The 24,804-nt window shown below is 65.7% G+C and carries 29 protein-coding genes; 9 read left to right on the plus strand and 20 right to left on the minus strand.

Going from position 1 to position 24,804, the window contains the following annotated elements:
* Positions 1-23 precede the first annotated feature (23 nt).
* Complete coding sequence (locus tag MJ783_RS02355; RefSeq protein ID WP_239308269.1) at positions 24-542, plus strand: O-acetyl-ADP-ribose deacetylase; 519 nt, start codon at positions 24-26, stop codon at positions 540-542.
* 36 nt (positions 543-578) lie between these two features.
* On the opposite strand, the gene MJ783_RS02360 is transcribed toward MJ783_RS02355, so the two are convergent.
* Positions 579-1,493, minus strand: a complete 915-nt coding sequence (locus MJ783_RS02360) for a class I SAM-dependent methyltransferase (protein ID WP_239308240.1) — start codon at positions 1,491-1,493, stop codon at positions 579-581.
* A gap of 388 nt (positions 1,494-1,881) precedes the next feature.
* On the opposite strand from MJ783_RS02360, the gene mshA reads away from it, so the two are divergent.
* Positions 1,882-3,120 (plus strand): D-inositol-3-phosphate glycosyltransferase, encoded by a 1,239-nt coding sequence (gene mshA / locus MJ783_RS02365; RefSeq protein ID WP_239308270.1) that lies wholly within the window; start codon positions 1,882-1,884, stop codon positions 3,118-3,120.
* 49 nt (positions 3,121-3,169) lie between these two features.
* Positions 3,170-3,664 (plus strand): YbjN domain-containing protein, encoded by a 495-nt coding sequence (locus MJ783_RS02370; RefSeq protein ID WP_239308241.1) that lies wholly within the window; start codon positions 3,170-3,172, stop codon positions 3,662-3,664.
* A gap of 2 nt (positions 3,665-3,666) precedes the next feature.
* On the opposite strand, the gene MJ783_RS02375 is transcribed toward MJ783_RS02370, so the two are convergent.
* Complete coding sequence (locus tag MJ783_RS02375) at positions 3,667-4,206, minus strand: FABP family protein (protein WP_239308242.1); 540 nt, start codon at positions 4,204-4,206, stop codon at positions 3,667-3,669.
* A gap of 455 nt (positions 4,207-4,661) precedes the next feature.
* Here MJ783_RS02375 and MJ783_RS02380 point away from each other — a divergent pair, with 455 nt between their 5' ends.
* Positions 4,662-5,021, plus strand: coding sequence for a DsrE family protein (locus MJ783_RS02380; protein ID WP_239308243.1), 360 nt, complete (start codon positions 4,662-4,664; stop codon positions 5,019-5,021).
* A 108-nt stretch (positions 5,022-5,129) separates the two neighbouring features.
* Positions 5,130-5,357, plus strand: a complete 228-nt coding sequence (locus tag MJ783_RS02385) for a hypothetical protein (protein ID WP_239308244.1) — start codon at positions 5,130-5,132, stop codon at positions 5,355-5,357.
* Positions 5,358-5,419: 62 nt separating this feature from the next.
* Here the strand turns inward: MJ783_RS02385 and MJ783_RS02390 are convergent, their stop codons facing one another.
* From MJ783_RS02390 to MJ783_RS02415, 6 genes are all read right to left on the minus strand, one after another.
* Entirely contained in the window at positions 5,420-5,719 is a 300-nt protein-coding gene (locus MJ783_RS02390; protein ID WP_239308245.1) for a DUF1416 domain-containing protein, read from the minus strand.
* A 3-nt stretch (positions 5,720-5,722) separates the two neighbouring features.
* Positions 5,723-6,556, minus strand: coding sequence for a sulfurtransferase (locus tag MJ783_RS02395; protein WP_239308246.1), 834 nt, complete (start codon positions 6,554-6,556; stop codon positions 5,723-5,725).
* On the minus strand, positions 6,553-6,834 hold the full coding sequence (locus MJ783_RS23500) for a DUF4395 family protein (RefSeq protein ID WP_308194811.1): 282 nt from the start codon (positions 6,832-6,834) through the stop codon (positions 6,553-6,555). The genes MJ783_RS02395 and MJ783_RS23500 overlap by 4 nt, the downstream gene beginning before the upstream one ends.
* A gap of 470 nt (positions 6,835-7,304) precedes the next feature.
* A complete protein-coding gene (locus MJ783_RS02405) occupies positions 7,305-8,219 on the minus strand; it encodes a hypothetical protein (protein WP_239308247.1) in 915 nt (304 codons plus the stop codon).
* A gap of 171 nt (positions 8,220-8,390) precedes the next feature.
* The gene (locus MJ783_RS02410; RefSeq protein ID WP_239308248.1) at positions 8,391-8,645 is read right to left on the minus strand and encodes a MoaD/ThiS family protein; all 255 of its coding nucleotides are present in this window, start codon (positions 8,643-8,645) and stop codon (positions 8,391-8,393) included.
* Positions 8,633-9,556, minus strand: a complete 924-nt coding sequence (locus tag MJ783_RS02415) for an alpha/beta hydrolase (protein ID WP_239308249.1) — start codon at positions 9,554-9,556, stop codon at positions 8,633-8,635. The genes MJ783_RS02410 and MJ783_RS02415 overlap by 13 nt, the downstream gene beginning before the upstream one ends.
* Before the next feature lie 130 nt (positions 9,557-9,686).
* Here MJ783_RS02415 and MJ783_RS02420 point away from each other — a divergent pair, with 130 nt between their 5' ends.
* Together MJ783_RS02420 and mshD are read left to right on the plus strand one after the other, a co-directional pair.
* Positions 9,687-10,439 (plus strand): response regulator transcription factor, encoded by a 753-nt coding sequence (locus MJ783_RS02420; RefSeq protein WP_239308250.1) that lies wholly within the window; start codon positions 9,687-9,689, stop codon positions 10,437-10,439.
* Positions 10,440-10,515: 76 nt separating this feature from the next.
* Complete coding sequence (gene mshD / locus MJ783_RS02425) at positions 10,516-11,487, plus strand: mycothiol synthase (RefSeq protein WP_239308251.1); 972 nt, start codon at positions 10,516-10,518, stop codon at positions 11,485-11,487.
* A gap of 97 nt (positions 11,488-11,584) precedes the next feature.
* On the opposite strand, the gene MJ783_RS02430 is transcribed toward mshD, so the two are convergent.
* The 5 genes from MJ783_RS02430 to pstS all read right to left on the minus strand — a co-directional run bounded on the left by MJ783_RS02430 (position 11,585) and on the right by pstS (position 16,636).
* Positions 11,585-12,352, minus strand: a complete 768-nt coding sequence (locus tag MJ783_RS02430; RefSeq protein WP_370651414.1) for a response regulator transcription factor — start codon at positions 12,350-12,352, stop codon at positions 11,585-11,587.
* 60 nt (positions 12,353-12,412) lie between these two features.
* Positions 12,413-13,189 (minus strand): phosphate ABC transporter ATP-binding protein PstB, encoded by a 777-nt coding sequence (gene pstB / locus MJ783_RS02435; RefSeq protein WP_239308252.1) that lies wholly within the window; start codon positions 13,187-13,189, stop codon positions 12,413-12,415.
* Between the two features lie 104 nt (positions 13,190-13,293).
* On the minus strand, positions 13,294-14,352 hold the full coding sequence (gene pstA, locus MJ783_RS02440; protein ID WP_239308253.1) for a phosphate ABC transporter permease PstA: 1,059 nt from the start codon (positions 14,350-14,352) through the stop codon (positions 13,294-13,296).
* Positions 14,352-15,368 (minus strand): phosphate ABC transporter permease subunit PstC, encoded by a 1,017-nt coding sequence (pstC, locus tag MJ783_RS02445; protein WP_239308254.1) that lies wholly within the window; start codon positions 15,366-15,368, stop codon positions 14,352-14,354. Before pstC ends, pstA begins: the two co-directional genes overlap by 1 nt.
* A gap of 161 nt (positions 15,369-15,529) precedes the next feature.
* Positions 15,530-16,636 (minus strand): phosphate ABC transporter substrate-binding protein PstS, encoded by a 1,107-nt coding sequence (pstS, locus tag MJ783_RS02450; protein ID WP_239308255.1) that lies wholly within the window; start codon positions 16,634-16,636, stop codon positions 15,530-15,532.
* A gap of 602 nt (positions 16,637-17,238) precedes the next feature.
* Here pstS and MJ783_RS02455 point away from each other — a divergent pair.
* Positions 17,239-17,718 carry a hypothetical protein gene (locus MJ783_RS02455; protein WP_239308256.1) on the plus strand — a complete coding sequence of 160 codons (480 nt, stop codon included), beginning with the start codon at positions 17,239-17,241 and terminating at the stop codon, positions 17,716-17,718.
* A 21-nt stretch (positions 17,719-17,739) separates the two neighbouring features.
* On the opposite strand, the gene MJ783_RS02460 is transcribed toward MJ783_RS02455, so the two are convergent.
* The 6 genes from MJ783_RS02460 to MJ783_RS02485 form a co-directional block, all read right to left on the minus strand.
* On the minus strand, positions 17,740-18,111 hold the full coding sequence (locus tag MJ783_RS02460; protein ID WP_239308257.1) for a hypothetical protein: 372 nt from the start codon (positions 18,109-18,111) through the stop codon (positions 17,740-17,742).
* A gap of 775 nt (positions 18,112-18,886) precedes the next feature.
* Positions 18,887-19,732 carry an SAF domain-containing protein gene (locus MJ783_RS02465; RefSeq protein WP_239308273.1) on the minus strand — a complete coding sequence of 282 codons (846 nt, stop codon included), beginning with the start codon at positions 19,730-19,732 and terminating at the stop codon, positions 18,887-18,889.
* Positions 19,733-19,937: 205 nt separating this feature from the next.
* Positions 19,938-20,339 (minus strand): FmdB family zinc ribbon protein, encoded by a 402-nt coding sequence (locus MJ783_RS02470; RefSeq protein WP_239308258.1) that lies wholly within the window; start codon positions 20,337-20,339, stop codon positions 19,938-19,940.
* Positions 20,340-20,668: 329 nt separating this feature from the next.
* A complete protein-coding gene (locus MJ783_RS02475) occupies positions 20,669-21,316 on the minus strand; it encodes a 5-formyltetrahydrofolate cyclo-ligase (RefSeq protein WP_239308259.1) in 648 nt (215 codons plus the stop codon).
* A gap of 1 nt (position 21,317) precedes the next feature.
* Positions 21,318-21,461, minus strand: coding sequence for a hypothetical protein (locus MJ783_RS02480; protein WP_239308260.1), 144 nt, complete (start codon positions 21,459-21,461; stop codon positions 21,318-21,320).
* A 115-nt stretch (positions 21,462-21,576) separates the two neighbouring features.
* Positions 21,577-21,888 (minus strand): hypothetical protein, encoded by a 312-nt coding sequence (locus MJ783_RS02485; protein ID WP_239308261.1) that lies wholly within the window; start codon positions 21,886-21,888, stop codon positions 21,577-21,579.
* Positions 21,889-21,973: 85 nt separating this feature from the next.
* Here MJ783_RS02485 and MJ783_RS02490 point away from each other — a divergent pair, with 85 nt between their 5' ends.
* Positions 21,974-22,192, plus strand: a complete 219-nt coding sequence (locus MJ783_RS02490; RefSeq protein WP_239308262.1) for a hypothetical protein — start codon at positions 21,974-21,976, stop codon at positions 22,190-22,192.
* Between the two features lie 780 nt (positions 22,193-22,972).
* Here MJ783_RS02490 and MJ783_RS02495 read toward each other — a convergent pair.
* Positions 22,973-23,344, minus strand: coding sequence for a BlaI/MecI/CopY family transcriptional regulator (locus MJ783_RS02495; RefSeq protein ID WP_255724348.1), 372 nt, complete (start codon positions 23,342-23,344; stop codon positions 22,973-22,975).
* Positions 23,345-24,804 lie beyond the last annotated feature (1,460 nt).

Consider the following 24,804-nt stretch of genomic DNA (forward strand, 5'->3'; position numbering starts at 1 on the left):
CCGGGTCGTCGAAAATGGTGCTCATGGTCGAAGTGACGCTGGTACGGGGAGACATCACCGAGCAGGACGTCGACGCTGTTGTCAACGCGGCGAACTCGTCACTGCTCGGTGGCGGCGGGGTGGACTGCGCGATCCACCGCCGCGGTGGGCCTGACATCCTCGCCGCATGCCGTGCTCTGCGGGCAGGCACGCTGGGCGGCGGTCTGCCGACCGGCCGGGCGGTCGCCACAACAGCGGGCCGGCTGCCCGCCCGGTATGTCATCCACGTCGTCGGCCCCGTCTGGTCCGACGTCCAGGACCGTTCGCACCTGTTGCGATCCTGCTACGAGCAGGCTCTACGGGTCGCGGACGAGCTGGGCGTGGCGTCGGTGGCCTTCCCCGCGGTCAGTGCGGGTGCGTACGGCTGGCCGCTTGACGACGCCGCCCGCATCGCCGTGAGCAGCGTCCTGATCACGCCGACCAGCGTGCGGGAGGCCCGCTTCGTACTGTTCGACAACGCCAGCCACACCGCCTTCCAGACAGCTCTGGACGCGCTGCGTTGACGAGCCGTCTCAGCCCCCGTCTCAGCGGCCCGCGTCTCAGCGGCCCGCGGCGGCGCCCGTACCCGCGCATCCGGGCGGCCAGGCCACGGTGACCTCGCCCAGCCGCCATCGCCGCGCGTTACCGCGCACCGGCCAGCCCTCCGTCCGGATGGCCTCGACCGCCGCGATCCATCGTTGTCTGGGCCCGAACGCCGCGCGCGGCGCCATCCGCAGCCAGGCGTCATCGAACGAGGACAGCAACGCATGTATGTCCTCACCCGCAACGTTGCGGGCGATAAGTGCCTTCGGCAGCCGTTGCGCGAGCTCGGACGGCCGGCTCAGGCTCGGCAGATGCGCCGCGAGGGTGAGGGTGGTGGTGCCCGGCCAGGGATCGGCCGGGAGTTCCCGGCCGGCTCCCGGTGCCCCCGCCCCGGGGTGCGCACCGGAGGGACCGTCGACCGCGAACCAGCATGCGCGCCTGCCGATCTCGTCGCAGGTGCCTTCGACCAACAGGCCGCCGGCGGCGATCTGGTCGAGCATCGACCGCCAGGCCGAGCCAACCGCCGTCGCCTCGTACTGGCGGAGCACGTTCATCGCGCGGACCAGCACGGGGCGCCGCCCCGCGAGCTCGAATCCGCCGTGGGCGAAGGCCAGCCGTGGCGGGCGTGCGGCCGGAGCAGCCGCCGCCACCCGAGCCCGGTCGATCTCCAGCCCGACGACCTCGACGTCGGGCACCACCCGCGCCAACCGGTCGTAGAGCTCAACCGTGGTGATCGGGGACGAGCCGAAGCCGAGGTCGACGACCAGCGGAGTATCGGCGCCGCGCAGGCGGGCAGCCTGCGTTCCGATGATCCAGCGATCGACTCTGCGCAGGCGGTTCGGATTGGTTGTCCCGCGGGTCGCGACCCCCAGCGCCCTGGCCCGACCGGCGGCGAGCCGAGGCGTACGGCGGGCGGGAAAAGTACCGGGCACCGCTTCACCATCGCAGGGCCGTGGCGCTCGCCGCGGCGAGCCCTGGATTCCCCGCCCGCGGACATCCCAGGAGAGTCAGATGAATCTCACATTTCGACTTATATCGACCTATCAGCCGTGTCGATGGCAGAATGTAGCGGGCCCCATCGGGACGACGGACCCCACCATGGTGGTCGGTGCGGCCTGGTGCCGTACCCGTAGGGAGGCGTCCGGGCCGGCCCCCGGCGCGCCCGCCTACCAGCGCACGGGTATGTCGTCGGAGGTGTCCGGGCATGCGGGCGGCAGATCCGTTGTTCGGACATTCGGGAAGCTGGCGATCGGTGTGTCCGGCTCGATGTGGAGGTGATCGGTGCGTCGGGTGCGGTTCGGCCACTCCCGCCGGGTTGCCATGCTGTCGATGCATACGTCGCCGCTGGAGCAACCGGGGACCGGGGACGCGGGCGGGATGAACGTATACGTGGTCGAGCTGTCTCGGCAGCTCGCCCTGCTCGGTACCGAAGTTGAGATCTTTACCCGAGCCACCAGCAGCAAGGCCGAACCGACGGTCGCGCTCGCCCCCGGGGTCACAGTGCGCCACGTCAACGCGGGCCCGTTCGGGGACGTCAGGCGAGAGGACCTGCCCGCCTGGTTGTGTGCGTTCATCGTGGATGTGCTGCGGGCCGAGGCCGCGCGGGAGCCTGGTTGGTTCGATGTCATCCATTCGCACTACTGGCTGTCCGGCCAGGTGGGGCTCGCCCTGGCCCGGCGATGGGCGGTGCCGCTGGTGCACACAGCCCACACCCTGGCAAAAGTCAAAAATCATGCGCTTGCCGAGGGCGACCGGCCAGAGCCGCCACACCGTATCGTCGGCGAGCAGGAGGTCGTCACCGGCGCCAGCCGGATGATCGCGTCCGCCGCTGACGAGCGACAGCATCTCATCGATCTCTATGCGGCGGATCCGGACCTTGTCGACGTCGTGGCGCCCGGGGTCGATCTAGAGGTGTTCCGTCCCGGCGAGGCCGCGGCGGCGCGGACCCGCCTCGGCCTCCCGCCGGACGTGGTGCTCGTGTTGTTCGTGGGGCGCATCCAGCCGCTCAAGGCGCCTGACATGCTGCTGCACGCCACCGCCTACCTGCTGGCGCATGAACCGGCGCTGCGGGAGCGCATGGTTGTCGCTGTCATCGGCGGGCCGAGCGGCTCCGGCCTCGACCGGCCGGACGCCCTGGTCAAGCTCGCGGCCGAACTGGGCATCTGCGATGTCGTCCGATTCCAGCCACCGGTGCCCCAGCCGGAGCTGGCCGACTGGTACCGAGCCGCGAGCGCGGTCGTCGTCCCCAGCCACAGTGAGAGCTTCGGGCTTGTCGCGCTGGAGGCCCAGGCCTGTGGGACGCCGGTCGTCGCGGCGGCCGTGGGTGGGTTGCGCACAGCTGTCCGTCACGGCGTTTCAGGAATCCTGGTGGAGGGACGCGATCCGGCGGCCTACGCGGATGCGCTGGGCAGGCTGATCGGCCAGCCGCGCTGGCGACAACGGCTCGCTGCCGGCGCCGTCAAACAAGCGGCGGAATTCGGCTGGTCAGCGACCGCCCGCGGGGTCCTGGCCGGTTACCGTGACGCAGCGGCGCCGGCAACCGTTCCGGCGAGCGCCTGACAGACTGATGTCCCGCGCCCACCTCATCCGATCGCATCGGAGCCGGAGCATGTCACTATCTGTGAATGACACCGAGCGAGCACGCCTCGACCGTGTGATCGACGGCACCCTGGCGGACATCGGTCTGATCTACGAACGGGTGGACGAAGGATCCTTCCTCGTCACGCTGGAAGGCGACCACAAGCTCCGGACGATGACCTGGTTGATCGTGGGAGACCACACGCTGCTCATCGAGGCGTTCTTCATGCGCAAGCCCGCTGAGAACCCGGCGGGCACGTACGCGTTCCTGCTCGGCCGTAACGCGAGGACGTACGGCGTGCACTTCTCGATCGATCTGGTCGGGGATGTCTATCTCACCGGTCGGCTCCCGCTGGCAGCGATCACCGCCGACGAGATCGACCGGGTGCTCGGTTGTACCCGCACCTACTCGGACGAGAACTTCGACCCGGCCGTAGCGCTGGGCTTCGCCAGCGCCATTGAGCGGGAGAAGGCGTGGCGGGCCCGGGTCAGCGCCGCCGAGGCGAGCACCCGGATGCGGAACTGACGCTACGGAGCGGACCGGACCCGGGCGAGGCGCGCGGAGAGGTGCGACTGCAGCGGCTTGCCCTCGGCCTCCATGTCGATGGCATAAGCAAGATCGCCTCCTTCGACAAGGCCGTACAACCGCTCACAGCGGTTGACAGCGCGTGCCGTGGCAGTGCGGATCACAACGTTGGATCGCAGCTCCACCCGCGTGCCGACGACATCTCCGACGTAAATCTCGCTGACGCCGAACGGGTGGGCGAGCATGACCTCGACCGTGGGCGGCCCGTCGCCATCCGGCGGCTGCACGCGCCAGAACCCGACCTCGGTGGCCAGCGGGCTTCCCTCGTCACGACCGTCTCGAGGCGCACCAGCCCACCACGTCCGGGACTCGTAGGACAGAGCCGGCTGGCCGGTGCTGGAGAAGACGACCTCCTGGCCGTAACGGAAGCCGTCCATCCCCTCGTAACCGCCGACGCCCTCGCCGCGCCAAGTACCCAGCAGGAAGGCGAGCGGCCGCAAACGTGGATGAAGGTCGACCACCGGCCCCGGCAGTGTCGTCATGTCGGCTCCACCACACGCGGGCGCGGGCTGGAAACGCTCAACGCTGGCCTGAGTACAGCTTGTAGACGACGTACACGGAGAACCACCCGATAAGTACCGCCACTGTGATCAACAGAGCGGTGAAGAAGATTTCCAGCACCTGCCCACCCTAGCCTGGCAGCACCAGCCCAGCGCTGTGATTGCGGCTCTGTGACGTTATCTGTGCCGGCAGCCAGGCGCGCGGCAAAAATCGCACGCCCTTCGGCCTGGGATGTGGTACTCAGGCCGAAGGCCAGCGTCAGGATCGGTTCGGGAGCCTCGCCACGAGCTGGCCGGCGAGGCGCTGAGCGCACCACTCGGCGGAGCACCACTCGGCGCACAGCCACCGCGGCCCGATGTCGCCGTGTAACGTGGATCAACACCCCTATTGCCGGTCGCTCTAAGGCGTCGGGAAGACCCCGTGCAGACTGGGTGCCATGGGTTCCCTGGTCATCAAGGCAACTGCCGGTTCAGACGCGCCGGAGCGATGCGCGCAGGCTTTCACGGTCGCCGCCGTCGGGCTCGCCAGTGGCGCGGACGTCTCCCTGTGGCTTACCGGCGAGTCCGCTTGGTTCGCGCTGCCAGGACGCGCCGCCGAATTCGTGCTGCCCGAGTCCACGCCGCTGGTGGACCTGCTGGATACTGTGCTGACCGGAGGCCGGGTCACTGTCTGTGCTCAGTGCGCGGCACGGCGGGGCATAGGTCCCGATGACGTGCTCCCGGGCGTACGTATCGCGGGTGCCGCGCTCTTCGTCGCCGAGGTGCTGGCCGAAGGCGTTCAAGGGCTCGTGTACTGACGTCAGCTGTCTGGTGCCCGCCGGGCAACGGCTCCTGCAAAAGCAGACCACGTCCAGCACACGAGGTGACTCCTTCACGACGTCGACCGGATACGGTTTTGTGATCGTATGATGCACGAACCCGATGTCCTGTACGCAGTCGTCCAGTTCGACAGTACCGCGCGGCGGACGGTACGACGAGTCGTCGCACCATTTCCGGACCGGAGCTCCGCCGCGCTGTTCGCGACCGACAACGGCCTAGGTGATTTTACCGTCGGCCCCATGGCGTTTGCCGTACCGACCCGAGCGGCGCTGGTCGGCCAGAGTATTCCTGGCCCCCGGCCGGGCGATTCCTGAGGGACGGAAAACCCCGGCGGCGCAATCATATTCCCACTGGCGCCACCGGGGCCGCGGAAAACCTATACGGCTACTTCCACCTCGGTGTCGACTGGCTCGCCCTGGCGGGCGACGACCTTACGTTCACCGGACGCGCCCGGAACCAGCGCGCGGACGGTCCACGAGCCCGGCCGGGCAAAGAAACGAAACTGGCCGGTCGCGGACAGTGGCACTTCGGCCGTGAAGTCTCCACCCTCGTCCAACAGACGCGCGTAACCCGTTGAAACAGGCGAGCCGTCCCTGAGAACGACGCCCTGGATAACCGTTTCCTTGGCCACGTCAATTCCCTCCACCGAAGGTCCGCCGCTGGTCGCGCCGCACACGTGTCAGACGTCCTTCTCGATCGGAACGCCGACCAGCGAACCGTACTCGGTCCACGAGCCGTCGTAGTTCTTCACAGCCGGCAGGTCGAGCAGTTCGTGCAACGCGAACCAGGTGTGTGCCGAACGCTCGCCGATACGGCAGTAGGCGATGATGTCCTGCGTCAGGTCCACCCCCGCCGCGGAGTACAGAGCGGTCAGCTCGTCATTCGACCTGAACGTGCCGTCCTCGTTCGCCGTCTTCGCCCACGGGATGTTCTTTGCGGTCGGGACGTGCCCGGCGCGCTGCGACTGCTCCTGCGGGAGGTGCGCCGGAGCGAGCAGCCGCCCGGTGAACTCGTCAGGCGAGCGCACGTCCACGAGGCTCTTCTCGCCGATCGCGGCTATGACCTCGTCCCGGAAGGCACGGATGTCGGTACGGGCGTCACCGGCGGTGTACTGCGTGGCCGGCCGCTCCAGGACTTCGTCCGTCAGCGGGCGGCTGTCCAGCTCCCATTTCTTGCGGCCGCCGTCGAGCAGCTTGACATCAGCGTGCCCGTAAAGGGTGAAATACCAGTAGGCATAAGCCGCGAACCAGTTGTTGTTGCCACCGTAGAGAACGACCGTGTCATCGTTCGAGATGCCCTTGGCCGACAGCAGCTTCTCGAACTGCTCCTTGTTGACGAAGTCACGGATCACCGGGTCCTGAAGCTCCGACTTCCAGTCGAGACGGACCGCACCCGGAATATGACCTTTGTCATAGGCGGAGACATCCTCGTCGACTTCGACCAGGACAACCTTGGGGTCTGTCAAGTGCGCTTCGGCCCAGGCCGGGTCGACGAGCGCGTTGGAACGACTCATGTGTGCACTCCCTTCACGGAACGTATGGCGAGATATAGCTGACAACCGAGACAAAAGCCGATGACAGCATTCAGCAACGCCGCCACACATGCAAACGTGGTGGCAATGTACCCAGCGGGATGAGTAACGATGAGAAATCCGATCGCGCCCACCGTGCCGAACAGCGCGCCAACCGCCTGCCCCAGCCCGGACCACGGTGGTCGTTCATCCGCCAGCTCGACCAGCGGCCCCCAGCCAAGGGCAGCGATACGCCATACAGCAGTCCGTACGGCACCCACCGCGGACCGGATACGGCGGTGGCGAAAAAAACCACCACCGGCGCGAGGAGTAACCAGCCGCTAGCGGTCAGAGCAAGTACGCCAAGGATAAGGCTGGGCACGATTACAGCGGACCAAGGACCTCGCGGAACAGCCACGAACTCATCTCCTGAAGGGCGGGCCCGCTAGCGGCGAGCGACATCAACGCACAAATCAGGAAAGTCGACACGATGTGCTACCGACACGACACAAATCGATCGTGCGGCGGCTGACGAGCACGGTGGCGAACATAACCCCTCGACCGTAGCAGCGAACACGACCGATGTGTTACCGATCCCACTAGCTGCCAAAATGATCAAATAGGACGAACACGGGGCCAGTCACGTGACAGACTCCACATTCTCACCCGCTGAAGTCAGCCCATCGCTCATAACGGGTTCAAGCGCCGCGCAGACGGCCGCCTGACGCGACGCGGCATCGACAGGGACTCGTCATCTCACAAGTGTGTGAGCGACGGCATATACAAAGGGCGCCGCCACCGCCAGCGGGAGGACCGCGGCAAGGGGGTAGCTGAGCCCAACCGCGCCATCGGCCTGGAGCTCAGCGACCCCACGGGCGACAACCGCGTCGATGACGACGGCCACCGCCGCGGCCACCGCCGCGATCACGGTACCGTCGAAAACGGTCAGCACACTGGACACCGCGCCGAAGACAGCCCCCACGACGACGCCCGTCGCAAGACCGGCGAGCCGGGTGAGCACCGGCCGGCCGGTGGAAATGGCCGCGCAGGTCCGCACGCACAGGACGGCTGAGCCACCGCTGGCGAGAGCGGCAGCCACCAGCGCGGCTCCGGCCACACGGCTGGCCGGAGCCGTTAGCGAAGCCGTGTCCGCGTAGGTGGTGAGCATGGTCACGACGACCACCCCGCTAAGACCCGCGGCCATGTCCACCGTGACCCGCACGGACCGTTCCGGTGGATGATCGCCGCTCGGCCCGTCAGCCACGCCGGCGCCCGCCGCGGCACCGGTCTGGTCCAGTATCGCCGCGGGCGGGCTGGCCCGCCGTCGCGCCAGCTGAACGAGGATGACCGCTGCCACCGCCACACCGACGACCCCGGCATAATCGCCGATCTCGTGAGAATCGACGATCAGCGCGATGGCGTCCGAGACGAGCGCGGCCGATCCGGCGATCGCCAGTGTCCCCATGGAGCCCGCGAACGTCCGTACCCACGCCCAACCGAGAAGGAACTGCTCGACGGCGATAACGGCGACAAACGACGACGGCCCGGCACCGATGCCGGCGACGAGCGCCGGGACAGCCGCGGCTACCACAACGGAGACAGCAGTGCGGGACAGCCGCGATCCGTTCGCCCGGCCTGGCCGCGGTGTCGGGACGGACGCCGACATACTGGCCGGCTCCGTCCTAGCGGCTGTTTCGGCTCCGCGGGCTCGCACGCCACCATGCTCCCATGCCCCGGCTACGACGAGAGCGACGAACCAGCTGAAGCCGACCGGACGAGTACACCACGGGCTACAGGGCACAGGCCACAGGCCGGCGGCTGCCGGCCACGACGGTCCTCACCCACCGGCGAACGGCGGGAGCACCTCCACCACGCAACCGTCCACGAGCAGCACGTCAGCATGCTCGCGGGGACCGACCGGGACATCCCCCACCAGGAACGCGCAACACGCCAGCACCGCCGCCAACCGTCCCGGGTGCCGCTCGGACACGGTGGCCAGCAGGTCGGCCAGGGTATCGGCATGCTGCCGCTCCTCGGCTACCCCGGCGGCCTCCCGGGCCGCGGCCCAGTACCGGATCGTCACGCAGGCCACGGGGACCCCGGCAGCTCCGGCGTGTCACCTCGGGCCGGAAGCGGCCGGGCCGGGCCCGGCTGGGCGGGAAGCGGCCGGTCAGCACCCGCATGCTCGCCATGGCCCGCGAGCAGTTCGGGCAGGTGACGGCCGAGCCGGTCCAGCAGCCCCGGGACCAGCCCCGATTCGGCATGCCCGAACCCGGTTATGATCCAGAGCTGGCTGCCCTCCCCCGCGGCGGCAGCCAGCGAGTGAGGATGTTCCAGGGCGAAGTAGGTGTCCCGATCCCCGTGAACGAACAAAACCGGCGTCGGCGCGATCCGGCCGACGACGTCGAGCGGGGACGCCGGGATCATCGGCCAGATCTCGGGCATCAGCCGTACACCGAGCGCACGACGGGCGACGCGGCGGCCGATGGCCGTCTCCGCGAACCAGTTCACACGCCGCATCGACGGGGTGTCCCGGACATACCACCGGCTCGGCGCGCTCACGCTGACGACCGCGTCGACCGGGTTCCGTACCGCATACCCACGCACGGTCTCCCCGGTCCGGGCGAAGGCCGCGTGGCGGAGTACCGCGGCGGCGCCCATCGACCAGCCCATGGTGATGACGTTCCGGTAACCAAGCCGCCGAGCCGCCCCCACCGCCGCATCCACATCCAGCACTTCAAGATCGCCAAAGGTGCACACGCCTGAGGACCGGCCGTGGCCCCGCAGATCGGGCACGACCACGCCAGCGTACGGACGGATGCCGGCACTGACCGCCCTGACCGGGGGCTTGTCACGCGAACCAGAAAAACCATGGGCGACGACAACTCCAAGATCAAAACTGTGACAGGTGGCGGAAGCAACACGGCTGTAATGGGTCGTGGCGAGGATCTCGCCGTCCGAGGTAGGGAGAACCTCGAAGACGGTATGAGTGGAGTGGGACACTCCGCTATCCTCCCCACAGGCCGGTGTTCGTTTCGCGCCCATGACGGTCGTGGAACGCGGGGGGCCGGTCGCAAGGTATCCGTGGGTCGACGCTGCCCCAACATCGCAACCGAACCCTGGAGGAGTCGACTTGAGCGTCGTCCTGTTGCTCACCAACGCCCCCGGACCGTCCGCGGAGTCCTTTCCCTCGCTTGGGCTCCTGACCCACACCGTTCGCGTCGCGCCGCTGGAGGCCAGCGCGCTCTTGGACGCTCCCCCGGTGGACGTCGTTGTGGTGGACGGGCGCCGGGAGCTCGTTGTCGCCCGCGGCCTGTGTCGTCTGCTGCGTACGACCGGACTCACCACGCCGCTGCTCGCGCTCGTCACCGAGGGTGGGCTGGCCGCGGTGTCAGCCGACTGGGGCGTCGATGACGTGGTCCTCGACAGCGCCGGACCCGCTGAGGTCGAGGCACGGCTGAGGCTCGCGATCGGTCGGATCGCGGCCGCCGGCGGTACCGCGGAAGCCGGTGTCATCCGGTCCGGCGACCTGTCGGTGGACGAGACCACCTACTCGGCCAAGCTGCGCGGCCGTCCGCTCGAGCTCACCTTCAAGGAATTCGAGCTGCTGAAGTACCTCGCGCAGCATCCGGGCCGAGTCTTCACCCGTGCTCAGCTCCTGCAGGAGGTGTGGGGTTATGACTACTACGGAGGTACCCGGACGGTCGACGTCCACGTGCGCCGGCTGCGGGCCAAACTCGGCCCGGAGCACGAGTCGATGATCGGTACAGTGCGGCACGTTGGTTACAAGTTCGTCGCGCCCCCGATCGCCCCGCTCCCTGACGACGCCATACACAACCGTAACGACCGCGAAGTAGTCCGCGCCCCCCAGCGGGTCTCGCTCTAAGCGGTCGGCGCTGGGGGCTGTGCGGCGGAACATGTCCGCGCGGCCCCCGGCCGCCCGAACGTCCTAATGTCGCCTGATGGCGCTGTATCGGACCCGACAACTGACCCGCCACGATGTCGATGCCCTACGGGATCTGACAGCGGCGGCCGCCGAGACGGACGGGATCGCTCCCCTGTCCGATGACGCCGTGTTGCGCATGTCGCCCGATCCGCTCGTACATGGGCAACACCTGATCAGCACTGTGCCAGATGTATCAGACATATCAGACGTGCCAGACCTGCCAGGGCCGCGCCGGATCGCCGGATACGCCTATCTGGCCGACCACCTCGACAACACGTGGCAGGCGGAACTGGTCGTTCACCCCGGGCAGCGGCGCCGCGGCCACGGCGGACGCCTGCTGGCCGCGCTGACCGGCTCCGCTGACCAGGCCGCCGCGCGGCTCAACGTCTGGGCACGCGGCGACCCGCCCGCGGCGGTGGCGCTGGCACACAGGTACGGCTTCGGCCGCGAGCGGGTGCTGTGGCAGATGCGCCGGCCGCTGTCCGTCCTCCCCGGCGTGGAGCTGCCGGCAGGGGTCACCATCCGCCTCTTCGTCCCGGGACAGGACGAGGAGGCGTGGTTGGCCGTCAATCGCGCCGCCTTCACCGGCCATCCCGAGCAGGGCCGTTGGACGGTGACCGACCTTCTCCTACGAGAGGCCGAGCCGTGGTTCGATCCGGCGGGCTTCTTCCTCGCCGAGTCCGCCGGCCGGCTCGCCGGTTTCCACTGGACGAAGGTCCATCCCGCCGCGGCCGGCCGTACCGCGGAGCCGGCCATGGGGGAGATCTATGTCGTCGGTCTGGAACCCGCCTTCGCCGGGCACGGGCTCGGGCGTGCGTTGACCCTCATCGGGCTGCACCATCTGCGTGATCGGGGATTGGCAACGTCGATGCTCTACGTTGACGACGTCAACCAACGGGCGATACGCCTGTACGAGGACCTCGGCTTCACCCGGTATCGCGCGGACATCTCCTACCTGCGCGAACCGGTGAACAGTCCGTTGACCTGATGTGCCGGCACCTGGCCCCGTGCGGAAACCCGCGGGCGCCTGCCATCGCCTCCTCTTCGGTCCGCTGCCGGGGTCACAGTGCGTCCGGCTCGGCAGGTCAGGCCGTCGGCCCGTCAACGAGACGGAAACGGTAACCGACGCCACGGATGCTCTCGATCAGGCGCGGTTGTTCGGCGTCACCGGTGTCCCCGAGACGGCCGCGCAGGCGGCGCACATGCACCGCAAGCGTGTTCGTCTCATGATTGGTTGTCCCCCAGACACGCTCGAGCAGGGTCTGGCGAGTAACCACGGAGCCAGCCTGTTCAAGCAGGATGCGCAACAACCTGAACTCCTGCGGGGGCAGCCGCACCGGTATTCCGTCCACCCGGACCTCGTACGCGACCATGTTCAAGGTGACCCCACCGACCCGCAGCACACCGGGTTCGGTCCGGTCCACACCGAAGCCCCGGACGGATCGCACCAGAGCCAGTATTTCGTTGATCCGGTACGGCTTGGCAACGCAGGCGCTCGCGCCTGCCTCCAACCCAGCCGCGGCCTGGCGCCGGTCCTGCGGGCCGACCCCGAGCAGAATCGGCATGTCGTCGCGGGTACGGACGGTCCGCACCACCGTCACACCGTCAATGACCGGCAGCCGCGCGGAAATGATCACCGCTGCCGGTGCGAGACGGCCGATTTCCAGCAGCGCACGGGCACCGTCCACCGCGACCGTGACCTCAACGCCGTGGTCCGCGAGAACGGACAGAAGTTCGCTGTCCGCGGCCGCGTCGGCAACCAGCAGCGTCGGGCGCCGGCCGCTGGGCAAGGCGACTTCCTCCCCGGAGCGACGTTGTTCCGGAGCCGGGGATTCGTCTTCAAATGGCTGCACGAGACGCATCCGAGTGGTCGCGGTGAATTCGGCTGAACGTGGGACCAGCTGCTGTCCGATTCAGCCGAAACGCCCGGTAATATAATCTTCGGTGCGCTTCTGTGTTGGATTAGAGAAAATCTTCTCCGTCCTGTCCATCTCCACCAGCCGTCCCGGATCACCGGTCTTGTCAAGCGTAAAGAATGCCGTCGTGTCACTGACCCGGGAAGCCTGCTGCATATTGTGCGTCACAATAACGATGGTGTAACTCGCCTTGAGCTGGGCGATCAGATCCTCAATAGCGAGCGTCGAGATCGGGTCAAGCGCGGAACACGGCTCGTCCATAAGCAGCACCTGCGGTTCCACGGCAATTGCACGCGCGATACACAGCCGCTGCTGCTGTCCGCCGGACAGGCCAGAGCCTGGCCGGCCGAGACGGTCCTTGACTTCCTCCCACAGGTTCGCGCCGCGCAGCGACTGCTCAACCCGCTCATCGAGGAGCGCCTTCTTACGGGTGCCGTTCAGCTTCAGGCCGGCGATGACGTTCTCGTAGATGGACATCGTCGGGAACGGATTCGGGCGCTGGAAGACCATACCGACGTTACGGCGCACGTTCACCGGGTCGACGCCGGCACCGTAGAGGTCCTGCCCGTCCATACGGACCTGTCCCTCAACCCGGGCGCCGGGCAGTACCTCATGCATGCGGTTGAGCGTCCGCAGCACAGTCGACTTACCGCAGCCGGATGGCCCGATGAAGGCGGTGACATTTTTCGGCTCTATGCTGAACTGGACGTTGGCGACGGCCTTGAAATTGCCATAATAGGCGGTCAGTCCGGAAACATCGATGCGGGTGGCCATGAGTTACCTCGGCTCGTTGCGCCGCAGCCGTACGATGACCGGTGCGGACGGTACGGACGGTACGGGAAAAACGACAAGCGCGGGTGCGGACAGCGCAATAACCATCATCGGACCCGGGCGAATCGAGCCGCAACCCGGGCGATGGCGCTCAGCAACATCACTAGAACAATAAGTGTCAACGCGGCGGCCCAGGCCCGGTCAACAGCCACCTGCTGCGGCGCCCCGGCCTGTGAGTAGATATAAAGCGGCAGCGCTGACTGCGGCCCGGAGAACGGGTTGAAGTTGATGGCGTCGTTCCCGAAAATAGTCAGCAGCAGCGGTGCGGTTTCACCGGCGACCCGAGCCACCGCGAGCATGACACCGGTCACAATGCCGGGCAGCGCGGTCGGCACGACAATTTTGAGAATAGTTCGCCACCGGGCGACACCCAACGCGTAACTGGCCTCACGCAACTCGTTCGGGACGAGTTTGAGCATCTCCTCGGTGGACCGCACGACGATAGGAATCATCAAAATGGTCAGGGCGAGCGCACCGGCGAAGCCGGACGGATTCTGGTTGAGCGCGAGAAGGTAGAACGACAGGATGAACAGGCCCGCGATGACCGAGGGCAGGCCGGTCAGTACGTCGACGAAAAAACTGATGGTCCGGCTGATCCGCCCGCGGCCGTACTCGACCAGATAGATCGCGACCAGCATGCTGAAGGGAACCGCGAAAAGACTTGCCAGGGCGATCTGCTCCAGGGTCCCGACCAGAGCGTGGTAAATGCCGCCGCCGGCGTCCCGCGCCCCGATATTTCGCATGGAGGTGGTCAGGAAGTCGTAGCTGACCCGCTGCGCGCCCTTGGCGATCACGCTTGCCAGCACCGCGACCAGCGGGATAAGCGCCAGCAGGAAAGCGAGATAGACCAGCGTGGTGACGAACCGGTCGACGGCCTTCCGGGCACCTTCAACCATGCCCGACGCCACGCTCTGGCCGATCAGGTAGAGCGCACCGGCAATCAGCACAAACTGAATCTTGCTGTCTATCGGCGCCACGACATATAGCAGCACGGTGGCCACGACCGCACCGGCGCCAATGGCCGCGAGCGTGGTCAGCGACAGCTTCTGGCCGGTCAGGTCCATGCCGCCGGGGCTGGTCGCCGGGGCGATAGTCGTTGTACTCATCAGGTGGCCCCCGAGAATTCACGCCGACGGGCGATGACTGCCCGGGCCATTATGTTGACGAGCATGGTGACAATAAACAGCACGAGACCGGACGCGATGAGAGCCCCACGGCCGATGGGATTGGCTTCGCTGAAGCCGTTCGCCACGTTGGCCGCGATGGTGTTGCCGGCCGGCGACAGGATATGCCAGGAAATGTTAAAGGACGCGGGCAGCACCAGTGCGACCGCGATCGTCTCCCCCATCGCCCGGCCGAGTCCCAGCATGGACGCGCTGATCACTCCGGGTTTGCCGTACGGGAGCACCGCGGTCCGGATCATTTCCCAGCGGGTCGCGCCGAGGGCGAGCGCCGCCTCCTTGTGCGGGTTCGGCACCTGGAGAAAAATCTCACGGGAAATCGCTGCGACAATTGGCAGAATCATGATGGCCAAGACAATCGAGGCAACGAAAATCGATCGTCCGACAAGACCGTCATCCGTGCTGAACAGGGGGATCCAGCCGAAGTAGTCGGTCAGCCACTGCTGCAGACCGTTCATTCTCGGGACAAGAACAATCAGGCCCCAGAGGCCGAAAACAACGCTGGGGACCGCCGCGAGCAAATCGACGATGAACGCCAGTGGGGTAGCGAGACGGCGCGGGGCGTACACCGTGATGAACAGCGCGATTCCAACTGCCACCGGCACAGCAATGATCATCGCGATAACAGCTGTGAGCACCGTACCGAACAGCAGTGCCGCGATTCCGAAGACCGGCGGAGATGCGTTGGGAAACCATTCGGTCGTGGTGAAGAAGTTCCCGGTGTTGGCCTGCAGCGCGCTCGTGGCCTCAATCACCAGGAAAGCCGCGATCGCCGCGATAAGGACAAGCAGGCCGATGCCGGCCGCGCGGGTCACGTTCTTGAAGATGAGGTCCGCGGGGCTGACCCGCGCATGCGCGCTGCCGCTGACGGGTTTTTTGAGCGCTGGTGGCCCGTTGCCTCTCGGTGAACCCGCGCCCTGGCCGTCCGATTCACTGCTCATAATGCCTCTCAACAGGTGGTGGTGGCCGGTGTGCCCGCCCGGTCGGCCGCCGGGTGCGCGAAATCTCTCTCGCGCGCCTAGCGGCCCTTGGAGCCAGCCGTGGTGGGCACACCGGCGGTCGTCCGGTCAGGATCCGTCGCTCCGGCCGGCGGGGAGAATGGCTATGAGATGGTCGCCACGACCGAGCTCACCTTGCTGGCGAGATCACTGGGAAGCGGAGCGTAACCGAGATCGGCGATAGCGGCCTGACCATTCGTGGAGGATGTGTAGGTCAGGAAGGACTTCACCAGGGTGGCCTGACTCGCGGCCAGCCCCTGCGTGCAGGTGATCTCGTAAGTGACAAGGTAGATCGGGTAGGCACCAGACGTGGTCGCCGTGTAGTCGAAGGTCAGCTTCAGGTCAGGCGCCGGAGCGACCTTCGCTGTGCTCACGCCCTTGGAGGTGGCCTCGGTACTGACCGCCACATACTCACCAGCACCATTTTTGATCTTTGCTGTCGAAAGGCTCGCGTTTTCCGCGAAGGAGAGCTCGACGTAACCGATGGCGCCAGCGGTCGCCTTCACGGTCGCGGTCACCCCGTCGCTGCCCTTGGAGCCCTGGCCGCCCGGAGCCTTCCAGTCCGAGCCCGAAGCGAACGTCCAGTCGCTCGCGGCGGCACCGGCCAGGTACTTGGTGAGGTTGTCCGTGGTGCCCGAACCATCCGAACGGTGCACCGAGACGATCGTCGTACTCGGCAGCGTCAGGCCGGGATTGTCGGCCGCGATCACCGGGTCATTCCATTTGGTGATCGCACCAGAATAGATCTTCGCCAAGGTCGCGGCGGAGAGCTGTAGATCTTTCACGCCAGCGAGATTGTAGATCACCGCGACCGGCCCGGCGACCATGGGGAGGTTGACGAGCTGCCCGCCAGTGCAACGCTTGGCCGCGCTGGTCGCCTGGTCACCACTGATCGCTGAATCCGAGCCGGCAAAATCGATCTTTCCATCCACGAACGCCTGCTTACCAGCGGCAGAGCCGACAGCCTGGTAATTGATCGTAGATCCGGAACAGGCGGTCTGGTACTTCTTGACCCACTCGTCCATCGCGTTCTTCTGCGCGGTCGAGCCCGAGGCAACGATCGACCCTGTTGCGCAGGAGATCGCGCCCGTGGCAGTGCCCGCCGTCGAGCTCGGCGATGCCGTGTTGTTGTCGGAACCGCAGGCGGCCACCCCCAGCACCGCCGACATCGCAAGGCCCATGACCGCGACCTGACGCTTCCCTATATTCACAAGCGACCCTTCGTCTTCAGCGCAATAGCGCCGTTCTGTCCGCCCCCAGACTGGGGTGCCGGCAAGAATCGAAGCGATTCAACATGAACGAAAGATGAACGGAAGCGAACATAAATCAGGCGGGAATCGAAACACATTGGAGGCCCAGGACGGATTCACACGGATTCGCCACGTCGGGTACGGCCGGCTATCTTACACCCGCCAGGTCCGTCGACGCACATTCGATCACTTCTCGATCTGCCGGCATGCCGCCCAGCACGATCTCATTTTGCAGCCAAAGATCGAATTCTGGCAACCAGAGCCCGCGCCTCGCCGCGGAGCCACACTGCCCGCGTCCAACGAGAATCACGGTCTACGACGTGTTGCGGAAGTCGTCGTTCGACCAGGGAGCCGCCTCCATGCGGTTCCCTGGCAAGGCCACAGACCACAGACCCCAGACCACAGACCACAGACCACGCCGATACCGGATGCGTGGTATCGGTGCGGCCGAGAACGCGTCCAAGCGCGGCCGAGGAGGCGGCGAGCTCACGAACAGCAGCCGCGCTGAAAACTCCCCGTCCGCCGGGATGGACCCGACCAGCACCCCCGGCGAATCTATCTCCATGAACAAAAGAACCGCACCACCCGGACCGGAAACCGGCTGGCCAGTAACGATCACCAAACACATCGACGGCACACGGATCAGTGTCAGCGTCAGTACCCAGCCAGGGATGGGCACAGAGCCATGCGCGCTCCTGCTCCGCCTGCTGCCGTCACTCCTTGACGTCCTCTTCCGCGCCTACCTGGCATCCGCCGAAGCATGTCAACCCGCCGGCGCCCTCACGGACGCGGCCATCATGACGGTGGACGACGGTGTTCAGGCGTGCATACCGGCAGCCGAGCATCTGATACACGCGCACTCACACCGGGCCGAACAGCGAGAGCATTCGGTCACGGTCTGCGAAGGAAGTACCGTATCCGATCTTTGTTGGATACTCAATGAGCTGCCGGCCCACGCTCGTCTCGTTGACTTCGCCAGCGATACTGACGTCACGCTCGTCTTTCGCGCCGACAGCGTTGCCTTGGCCACCGACCATGACTGACAGGCCCCACCCTGGGCCCGATCAGATCGGTGCCCGCTGTAGTTCCAGATCAGCGCGACTCTCACACCAGTAGGGTCCTTCGTCCTCCACCACATCCGTCATGATCACATGATGACGTCCGACGTGTCCCTCGGGGAGCAGGCAGGTCAGTCCATCCGCTCGGCATCCCGGCGCGGTAACCGTTGTAGGTGTGGCCCATATCAGCCATGCCTCCTGATTGCCCCAGCCCTGAAGAACAGCCATGTGATTATCGGGATGCCCGACCTCAAGCGCGCACGTGACCTCGTCCGCTACCTCGTAAGCGGCCCCCGGGATGCCGTCAAACCGGCTGATGACCTCGTCGGGCACACGCTGCCACACACCACAGGCACCATCGTCGATGGAGATGCCCATCGTCGTCCCCTCCCCGCAAATACACAGAGATCCAAACTGCCTCATCGCGGCTCGATTCCACCTGAGTGGACCGGCCATGTCACGGAAGATTGCTCCAGGACCGGCCTGGTGCACTCAGGTCGACTAGGGCGTGTCTGACGGATGTTGGTCGATGTGGGCGATGATCCAGAAGGTGGCCTGCAAGGCGGAGGAGGTCCGGATAGTGATGTTCTATCCGGACCGACGACAACGCAGCAAGCCACCTCCTGGGCATTGATCCGCACGATCAAAGATCCATCAGGCATGCCCTAGCTCCGATACAAGCACGCACGACCCGGAGCTCGCACACCGGGTAGGAACTTTCTGTTTTGTCTCGACTCCAAAAAATAATCAGTCTTATAATCCTCCCGATTATTATTAATCGTCACAATCAGATCGAAAATATTCCTATAAAGCCCCCAGGGCTACCTCGATTACAGCTGCTTCCTACGGCCCGCCTCGGAAGTCATCGTTCGATCAGGAAGCCGGACAGCTGACTTTCGAAATACGCCCTTAGAGCGCTCCGGCAATAGGGGTGTGGATCAAGGAGTGGGGCTGGGGTGCATGCATCGCGAGGCGGCGGAGGCAGGCACCGGAGGTGTTGGGTGGCGACCGACGAGCCGGGGTACCCGTGCATCGCGCAGCGATGGACGGGGAGCGATGACGCGAGGTGCGCGCCCCAACCCGCGACACCGCGTCCCCTCTTGCCGGTCGCTCTAAGTGGTCGGCGACGCCATGCCTTCTCTTGTTGATCTCTTTAAGGAAGCACTCGCCCACGAATAGTTACCGACAGCCGAGCGTGTACTGCCGCACCCGCGACCACGGTGGCAACCCGTGGTGTCGCGGCAATAATGATCAATGCGCCGTCGGTTGACCCCGCATTACCTTCTCCCACCTCACGAGGACGCGGAAGCGCCAAAACGGTGACGTCGGACGCAACCACTGTCGCGCTGCCGGCTTCGGCGCCCGACGCTGTCGATGTATCGCCAGTGGGTGCTGGGAGCGCCATTGGCATAGCCCCATCCCGTGGCATAGCCCCATCCCGTGGTGTAGCCCCATCCAGCGGCATGGCCCCATCGCGCGATCTTGTTTCTGCAACCTCCGCTGTGGTGGATGCCGCAAGCACATCCACCCGATCACCCACACGCAGGAACACGACGGATCCAGCATCAGTGATCCGTACTGGCGTCGCGACCAGGCCATAAGCACTCTGCCGCTGGGTGAGCAGCCCGGGGCCGAGAAAGCGCGCGTCGGTGATCGTCTCACCACGACCGACCGGTGCGGCCAGCGTACGACCAACGGCATCCTCGGGCTGCCGGGCAGCGCCCGCTGGCACCGCTTCCGTTGGCAAAGACACGATCCGGATGTCGGTTGGGGCAATAACCGCTCCACCGTCCAGCTCGACCGCCGCCACGACCACCGCTGTGCCGGGCAGCGGACGGCTGGAGCGCAGCGCGCCAGTGGCAAGGAGCAGGGTCAGAGCAGCGCAAAGACCCGCGAGAACCCGCCGCCGGGCCCCAACCGCGAGCCGCCAGGCACGGACCTCCCCGATGCGCGCCGGTATGCGTCCGGCAAGCCACATCGCGACCTCCAGGATCCTCACGAACAAACGAGAAGATCACGTTAGCCACCGAACGGGAAACCGTCATGGCCGGAGCACACGCTGTGGACAAAGCATCGCTCACCCACGCTCGAGGCCGCGCCCTGTGGAAAAACCGACTCCGGCCACGATCTCGAAACAGTCGCTCTCGCGGAGAGCTGTTACCAGTGCCCCGGGCTCCCGCAGGAGCCCGGGGAGCCCGCATCGATCAAGCCGCAGCTGTACTCGAGCCGCCGGACGAACTGGACGAGCTGCCTGAACTAGACGATGACGCCGTGCTTGCGGAGGTCGACGAGCTTGCGGCGCTCGACGTCGCGTCCACCGAACCGCCCCCTGCGGGCGTACCAGCCCCAACGGTTTCCTTGCCGGACGTATCAGCGCCAGCTTCCTTGCTGACCTTTTCCTTCGCCCGGTCTCGGGCTCCACCGCCACCGGATCGGCTGTCGGTCTTGTAGAAACCGGCACCCTTGAACACGACGCCGACCGAGCTGAACACCCTGCGCAGTTTGCCGCCACAGGCCGGGCACTCGGTCAGCGCCGCATCGTTGAAACTCTGCACAACTTCAAGATCATTATCGCACGCGGTGCAGCGGTACTCGTAGCGCGGCACGGACTCCTCCCAGGAGTTAGCACTCGACTTCGATGACTGCCAACTCTAACCCGAGATGATAGCGGCGCGTCGGAGACCACCCCCAGAGCATGGATCCGAGCCAGCTGTCCGCCTCAGAGCGTGTGTGAGATCGTCATTCCGGCTCGCCGCGTCCAGACGCCCCCTGGCCGTGTTGTCGGCCACACCGAGACAACTCATCCGGTATCGCTTCGGCCTGCCGCCTTGCCAGGGGGCGCCTGGACGCGGCTCACTGATCGAAAGCCCGATCTCACACACGCTCTCAGTGCTGGCGATCATAAAAATGATCGCCAGCTTACACACCAGACGTGCTACCGCATGTCCGCCAAGACCCCGGACGCCCCGCAACGTACGGTGGCATGCGGCGCGACGATGACATGAACGCCCACGTCATGCGATTCAGTCGGAACATGGGCAACCAATTCACGATCATGAACTATCGCCACAATCAGCGCATTCGTTCTCACGCGCCGTAACGCCCGATCGTAAGATCCGCCGCCACGTCCAAGACGCCCTCCACGCACATCAGCCGCCAGCGCCGGAACAACGATGACATCCACCTGGGAAAGATCAACGACCTTCGCGCCGAGTGGCGGCTCGCGAGTTCCAAAAGCGCCCGCGATCAGTGATCCACTGTACTCCCGGAAGTCCAGATCAAGATCGGGTCGCATGGACGGCAGCAGGATACCCACTCCCCGAGCCCGCAGCTGAACGAGAAGTCCGCCAGTCTCTGGCTCACCAGGCAGACTCACATACGCGGCCACCCAACGGGCCGTGGCCACCTCCGGGAGGGCGAGCACCCGGCGGGTCAACAAAGCGGACGTGCGCCCGCCCATCGAAGCCACCGGCGGCGAGCCGCTCAATCCAAGATTTTTATCTGCGGTCCGGCTGGCGCGGGCCGCCAGCAGACGCGCCCGCAGCTCCGCCTTCGCCTCGTTGCGAGTCCAGTCCGCGGGCATATCAGAAAGCGTCGCGGTCGAGATGATGGGGCGGACGCTCGGCCCGCAGCCGCTCGATGTCGGTGCCCACACCCTCCTCAGGCACGTCCTGGTCATCGCCCCAACCGATGTCACGGTCGTCGTCGGACCGTGCCTCGTCCCACATGAGCGTTTTCCTCCCTGCTTCGGAAGCCTCCGCCATCCTGTCCGGCCCTGCGGGCGCGGCTGGCCCAGCAGCGGGTTCACGGGTCCAACGTCCCGCTCCCTTGCCGATGCCGCGATCACGCCTCGGCCTGTCCAGATCCGCCCGTCGGTAGACCGGGATCCCCCACAGCATTGACGACCGACGCAATCGCGCCCGCGACCGCGTCCAACGCATCGCGCACACCTGCCGAGTATGCCTCGAATTCACCGCCTGACCTGCGCATTCCCTTCTCTGTCAGAAGTTCGGGCACGACATCGATCGCGGCCCGCACAGCGCAACGATAGCGGGCTACCGAGAGCGGCGGATCCCCATGCGGGTCTTGATCATATGCCTCGTCGCGATCCAGCATCGCCCGAACCACGTCGCGGCGAGTTACCGGTACCACCATCTGTATCCTCCCGGAGAATTTGCTGTTCAGCAAAACAAACCATAGCGGCGTACTTGGCAGCCAGCAAAGCCGTTACGCTGTTCGCGTGGACGACGGTGAACGTCTGGTCGGCATCGGGGACATAGCCTTCCAGCTAAAGATCACGCGCCAGGCGGTTGACTACTGGACGCGCAGGGACCCACAGTTCCCCACCCCCCTGCAGGTCATCAACGCGCCTACCGCGAGCTCCAAAGGCACCCGCGTGTGGCGCAAACGCGATGTCGACGCGTGGATCGTCGAGTACTACCGGCGGCGGAGGACCTAACGGCCAAAGACAACATGATCATAGTTCTTTTCACCTGGCCGGCGCCCCTCGAGGGGCGCCGGGAGGCCCGTATGGGCCGGATCAACGTCGCCAATCTGACAGCAGCCTCGGAGTAGGCCGCCACCGTTCATTTCACGCACCCAACGGACTTCGGGGAACGGCGACGTCGATCTTCGTGCTGCCCGACAATGCATATGCACTTGCACCTGCAATCGCAACCACGGATTCGAGTGGCTGCGGCCGCGGCGCCGGGTACCACTAACGGGCCACGCCAGATCCAGGCCCGCCCACTCCGCTCGGCCGACGATGCCCTGTTGATCAAATCTGTCGAAGGAAATTTCGATAACCTAGTATCTTTAGTAAGTTTACTGGCAAACGGAAATGGCACTGGCATCAGAGCCGGAAATCCTCGCGTAGCTCCGAGCCGGGAATCCTCGGCCAGGACACATCCGTAGATCCATAATAATTACACTCCGCAACAATCATCGACCGTGACTTCGTGGACTGTAAGGATCTGGGCCACGGTGCCGCGATGTTGACTTCCAGCGATGGGCAGCCGAAGCCCTCAGCCCGATCCAAAGATCATCTATCTCGGCAACTGATGGCAGGACAGCTTTGACCGCTAGCCCCGATCTTGCCGATGGACGTATAACGATCTTCGATGGCAGGACCCTCCCGGGATCTCTCCCACCCGTGCCCCCCATCGCGGGTCACCGATGTGAGCGCCCGTTGTCATCAGCCCACGGCACCACGATCAGCGGGGTGCTGCTCAGCGGCATCCTACTCAGGGGAAGCGCCGCCGGCCGCTTCGAGCAGGGCTCGCAAGAGCCGTACCTGCCGGGATGAAAGACCGGCCACAAAGTGACGCAGGGCTGTGTCCTGGTCCGTGACCTGGCCCAACAACGCGAGCATTCGTGCGGAGGCGTACTCCTCCTGACATCGGGTCGTACGGTACATCCACACCCGTCTGACACGTACCCGTTCGACATGCCCCTTGGTGATAAGGCGGCCGAGCGTGGTGGCTACTGTGCTGTGCGCGAGTCCTCCACCCAGCATCTGCTGAATAGCGCCGGTACTCACGGGCGTCCGCGCAGCCCATAGCGCCGCCAGGACAGCTCCTTCAAGTTCGCCTGGTTGGCGGCGGGCCGTCACACCGACGGTATCACGCGTCCGATCGGTCGATGTCTGGTCGGTCTTTTTCTGGCCGGCCGCCGCCCAATCCGTATTGTCGTGACGATGTCCGGACCATGGGCCAAGAGTGGTCAACAAGGGCCATCCTCGGGGGCTCGAATGACTGCGGAGCTGAAGGGCCGTCCGTGGCGTGAGTCGCGACGATGCCCCATTCAGCCTGCTGGACGTGAAAGAAAGCGGACCGGAGCCCGATCAGGCCCGCCAATCCCGCTGGAAAAACCAGACAGAGATGTGTTGGCGGGAACAGAAAGCCGGTGCGAAGCGACAGACGGTCTCCTGGTCGGCAGCGTGGCGCAACCGGCGTCGGTGAGTCACCGATCTCGGCCTCAGTGACCATGAAGAACCCTGTCGGGAACCCAGCATGACCGCGCGGAAATTCCGATTGAAGCTTATTCGATCATGACTCGTCTCGCGCGCCGGGAAACCCCGGCCACCGGCTGGCACATACCTATCTCGGCGGCCCCCGCCGGACCATGGCATAGCGCAGGACCCAGCCCCGCACGTGGCCACCGAAGCTGGCTACGCCGGCCAGTTGGACCGCTTGGCGGTTGTGGGCTGGTACACCTTCCCAGCCAGGGGGCAGGCCGGGGGAAAACATCGAAAGCACGCTGTGCAGAACCCTGGTCGCAAGCGTCACAATAAGATCGGAAAACCGCCGGAACCGACGCGGAAACTGCCCGGAACGACTGAGGGAGCAGCGGGAATGGTCGTCTGACCGGCTGCTTGCGAGAGCCTGCTCCACCGGCGCGGCAGCCACGCGGACGGGGGCCCCGATCATGCTTGAAAACGAATCTCGGACAGGTTCCGGCACGCCGCCGACGACAGACCGGATACGGAGCGTCCAGCTCGACAGGACGACAGCATGCCCCATTCGTCCGCCACGAGCCTATCCATTCGGACATGGCTTCGCGACATGTGCTGTAGCCCGCCCGTCTGTAGTCACGTGTGCCCGAACATCGGCGCCCCATCCGCTCGATGAGCAGTTTATGCATGAGGGACGGATCGACGCATACGCAATTGGGCGGAAGCTACTGTGGTTACTCCCTCAGAGTGAAACCGATCCGACCGCCCAGCCCAGCACGGAGCAAGGCGATACACATCAAGGCCCAAGCGGGCAGACTCATGCGCAGCGCACATGATAAGCCGCTCAGGGCGACGGAGCCGGACCGTCTCACTACTCTACGAAGATCAACAAGAGATTCGTTCACGGCGTCACGTAGTCAGGCCATCCAGCCGCCGGTACCAGTGCCGCGTTTGAAGTCAGCACCGAGCCCGCGGGAAACTTTCCGCCGCCAGCGACGAAATCATGCTACCCGTAGCTGCGCGGTCCGCACCAGCGCATCACAGGTCTCCTCCGTACGCGCCACATCAACGCACAGAGAAGTCACGAATACATTCAAGGCCTCCTGGACGGCAACCAC

This window comes from Protofrankia sp. Cj3, assembly GCF_917627355.1.
In the GTDB taxonomy this organism is placed as follows: Bacteria; Actinomycetota; Actinomycetes; order Frankiales; family Frankiaceae; genus Protofrankia.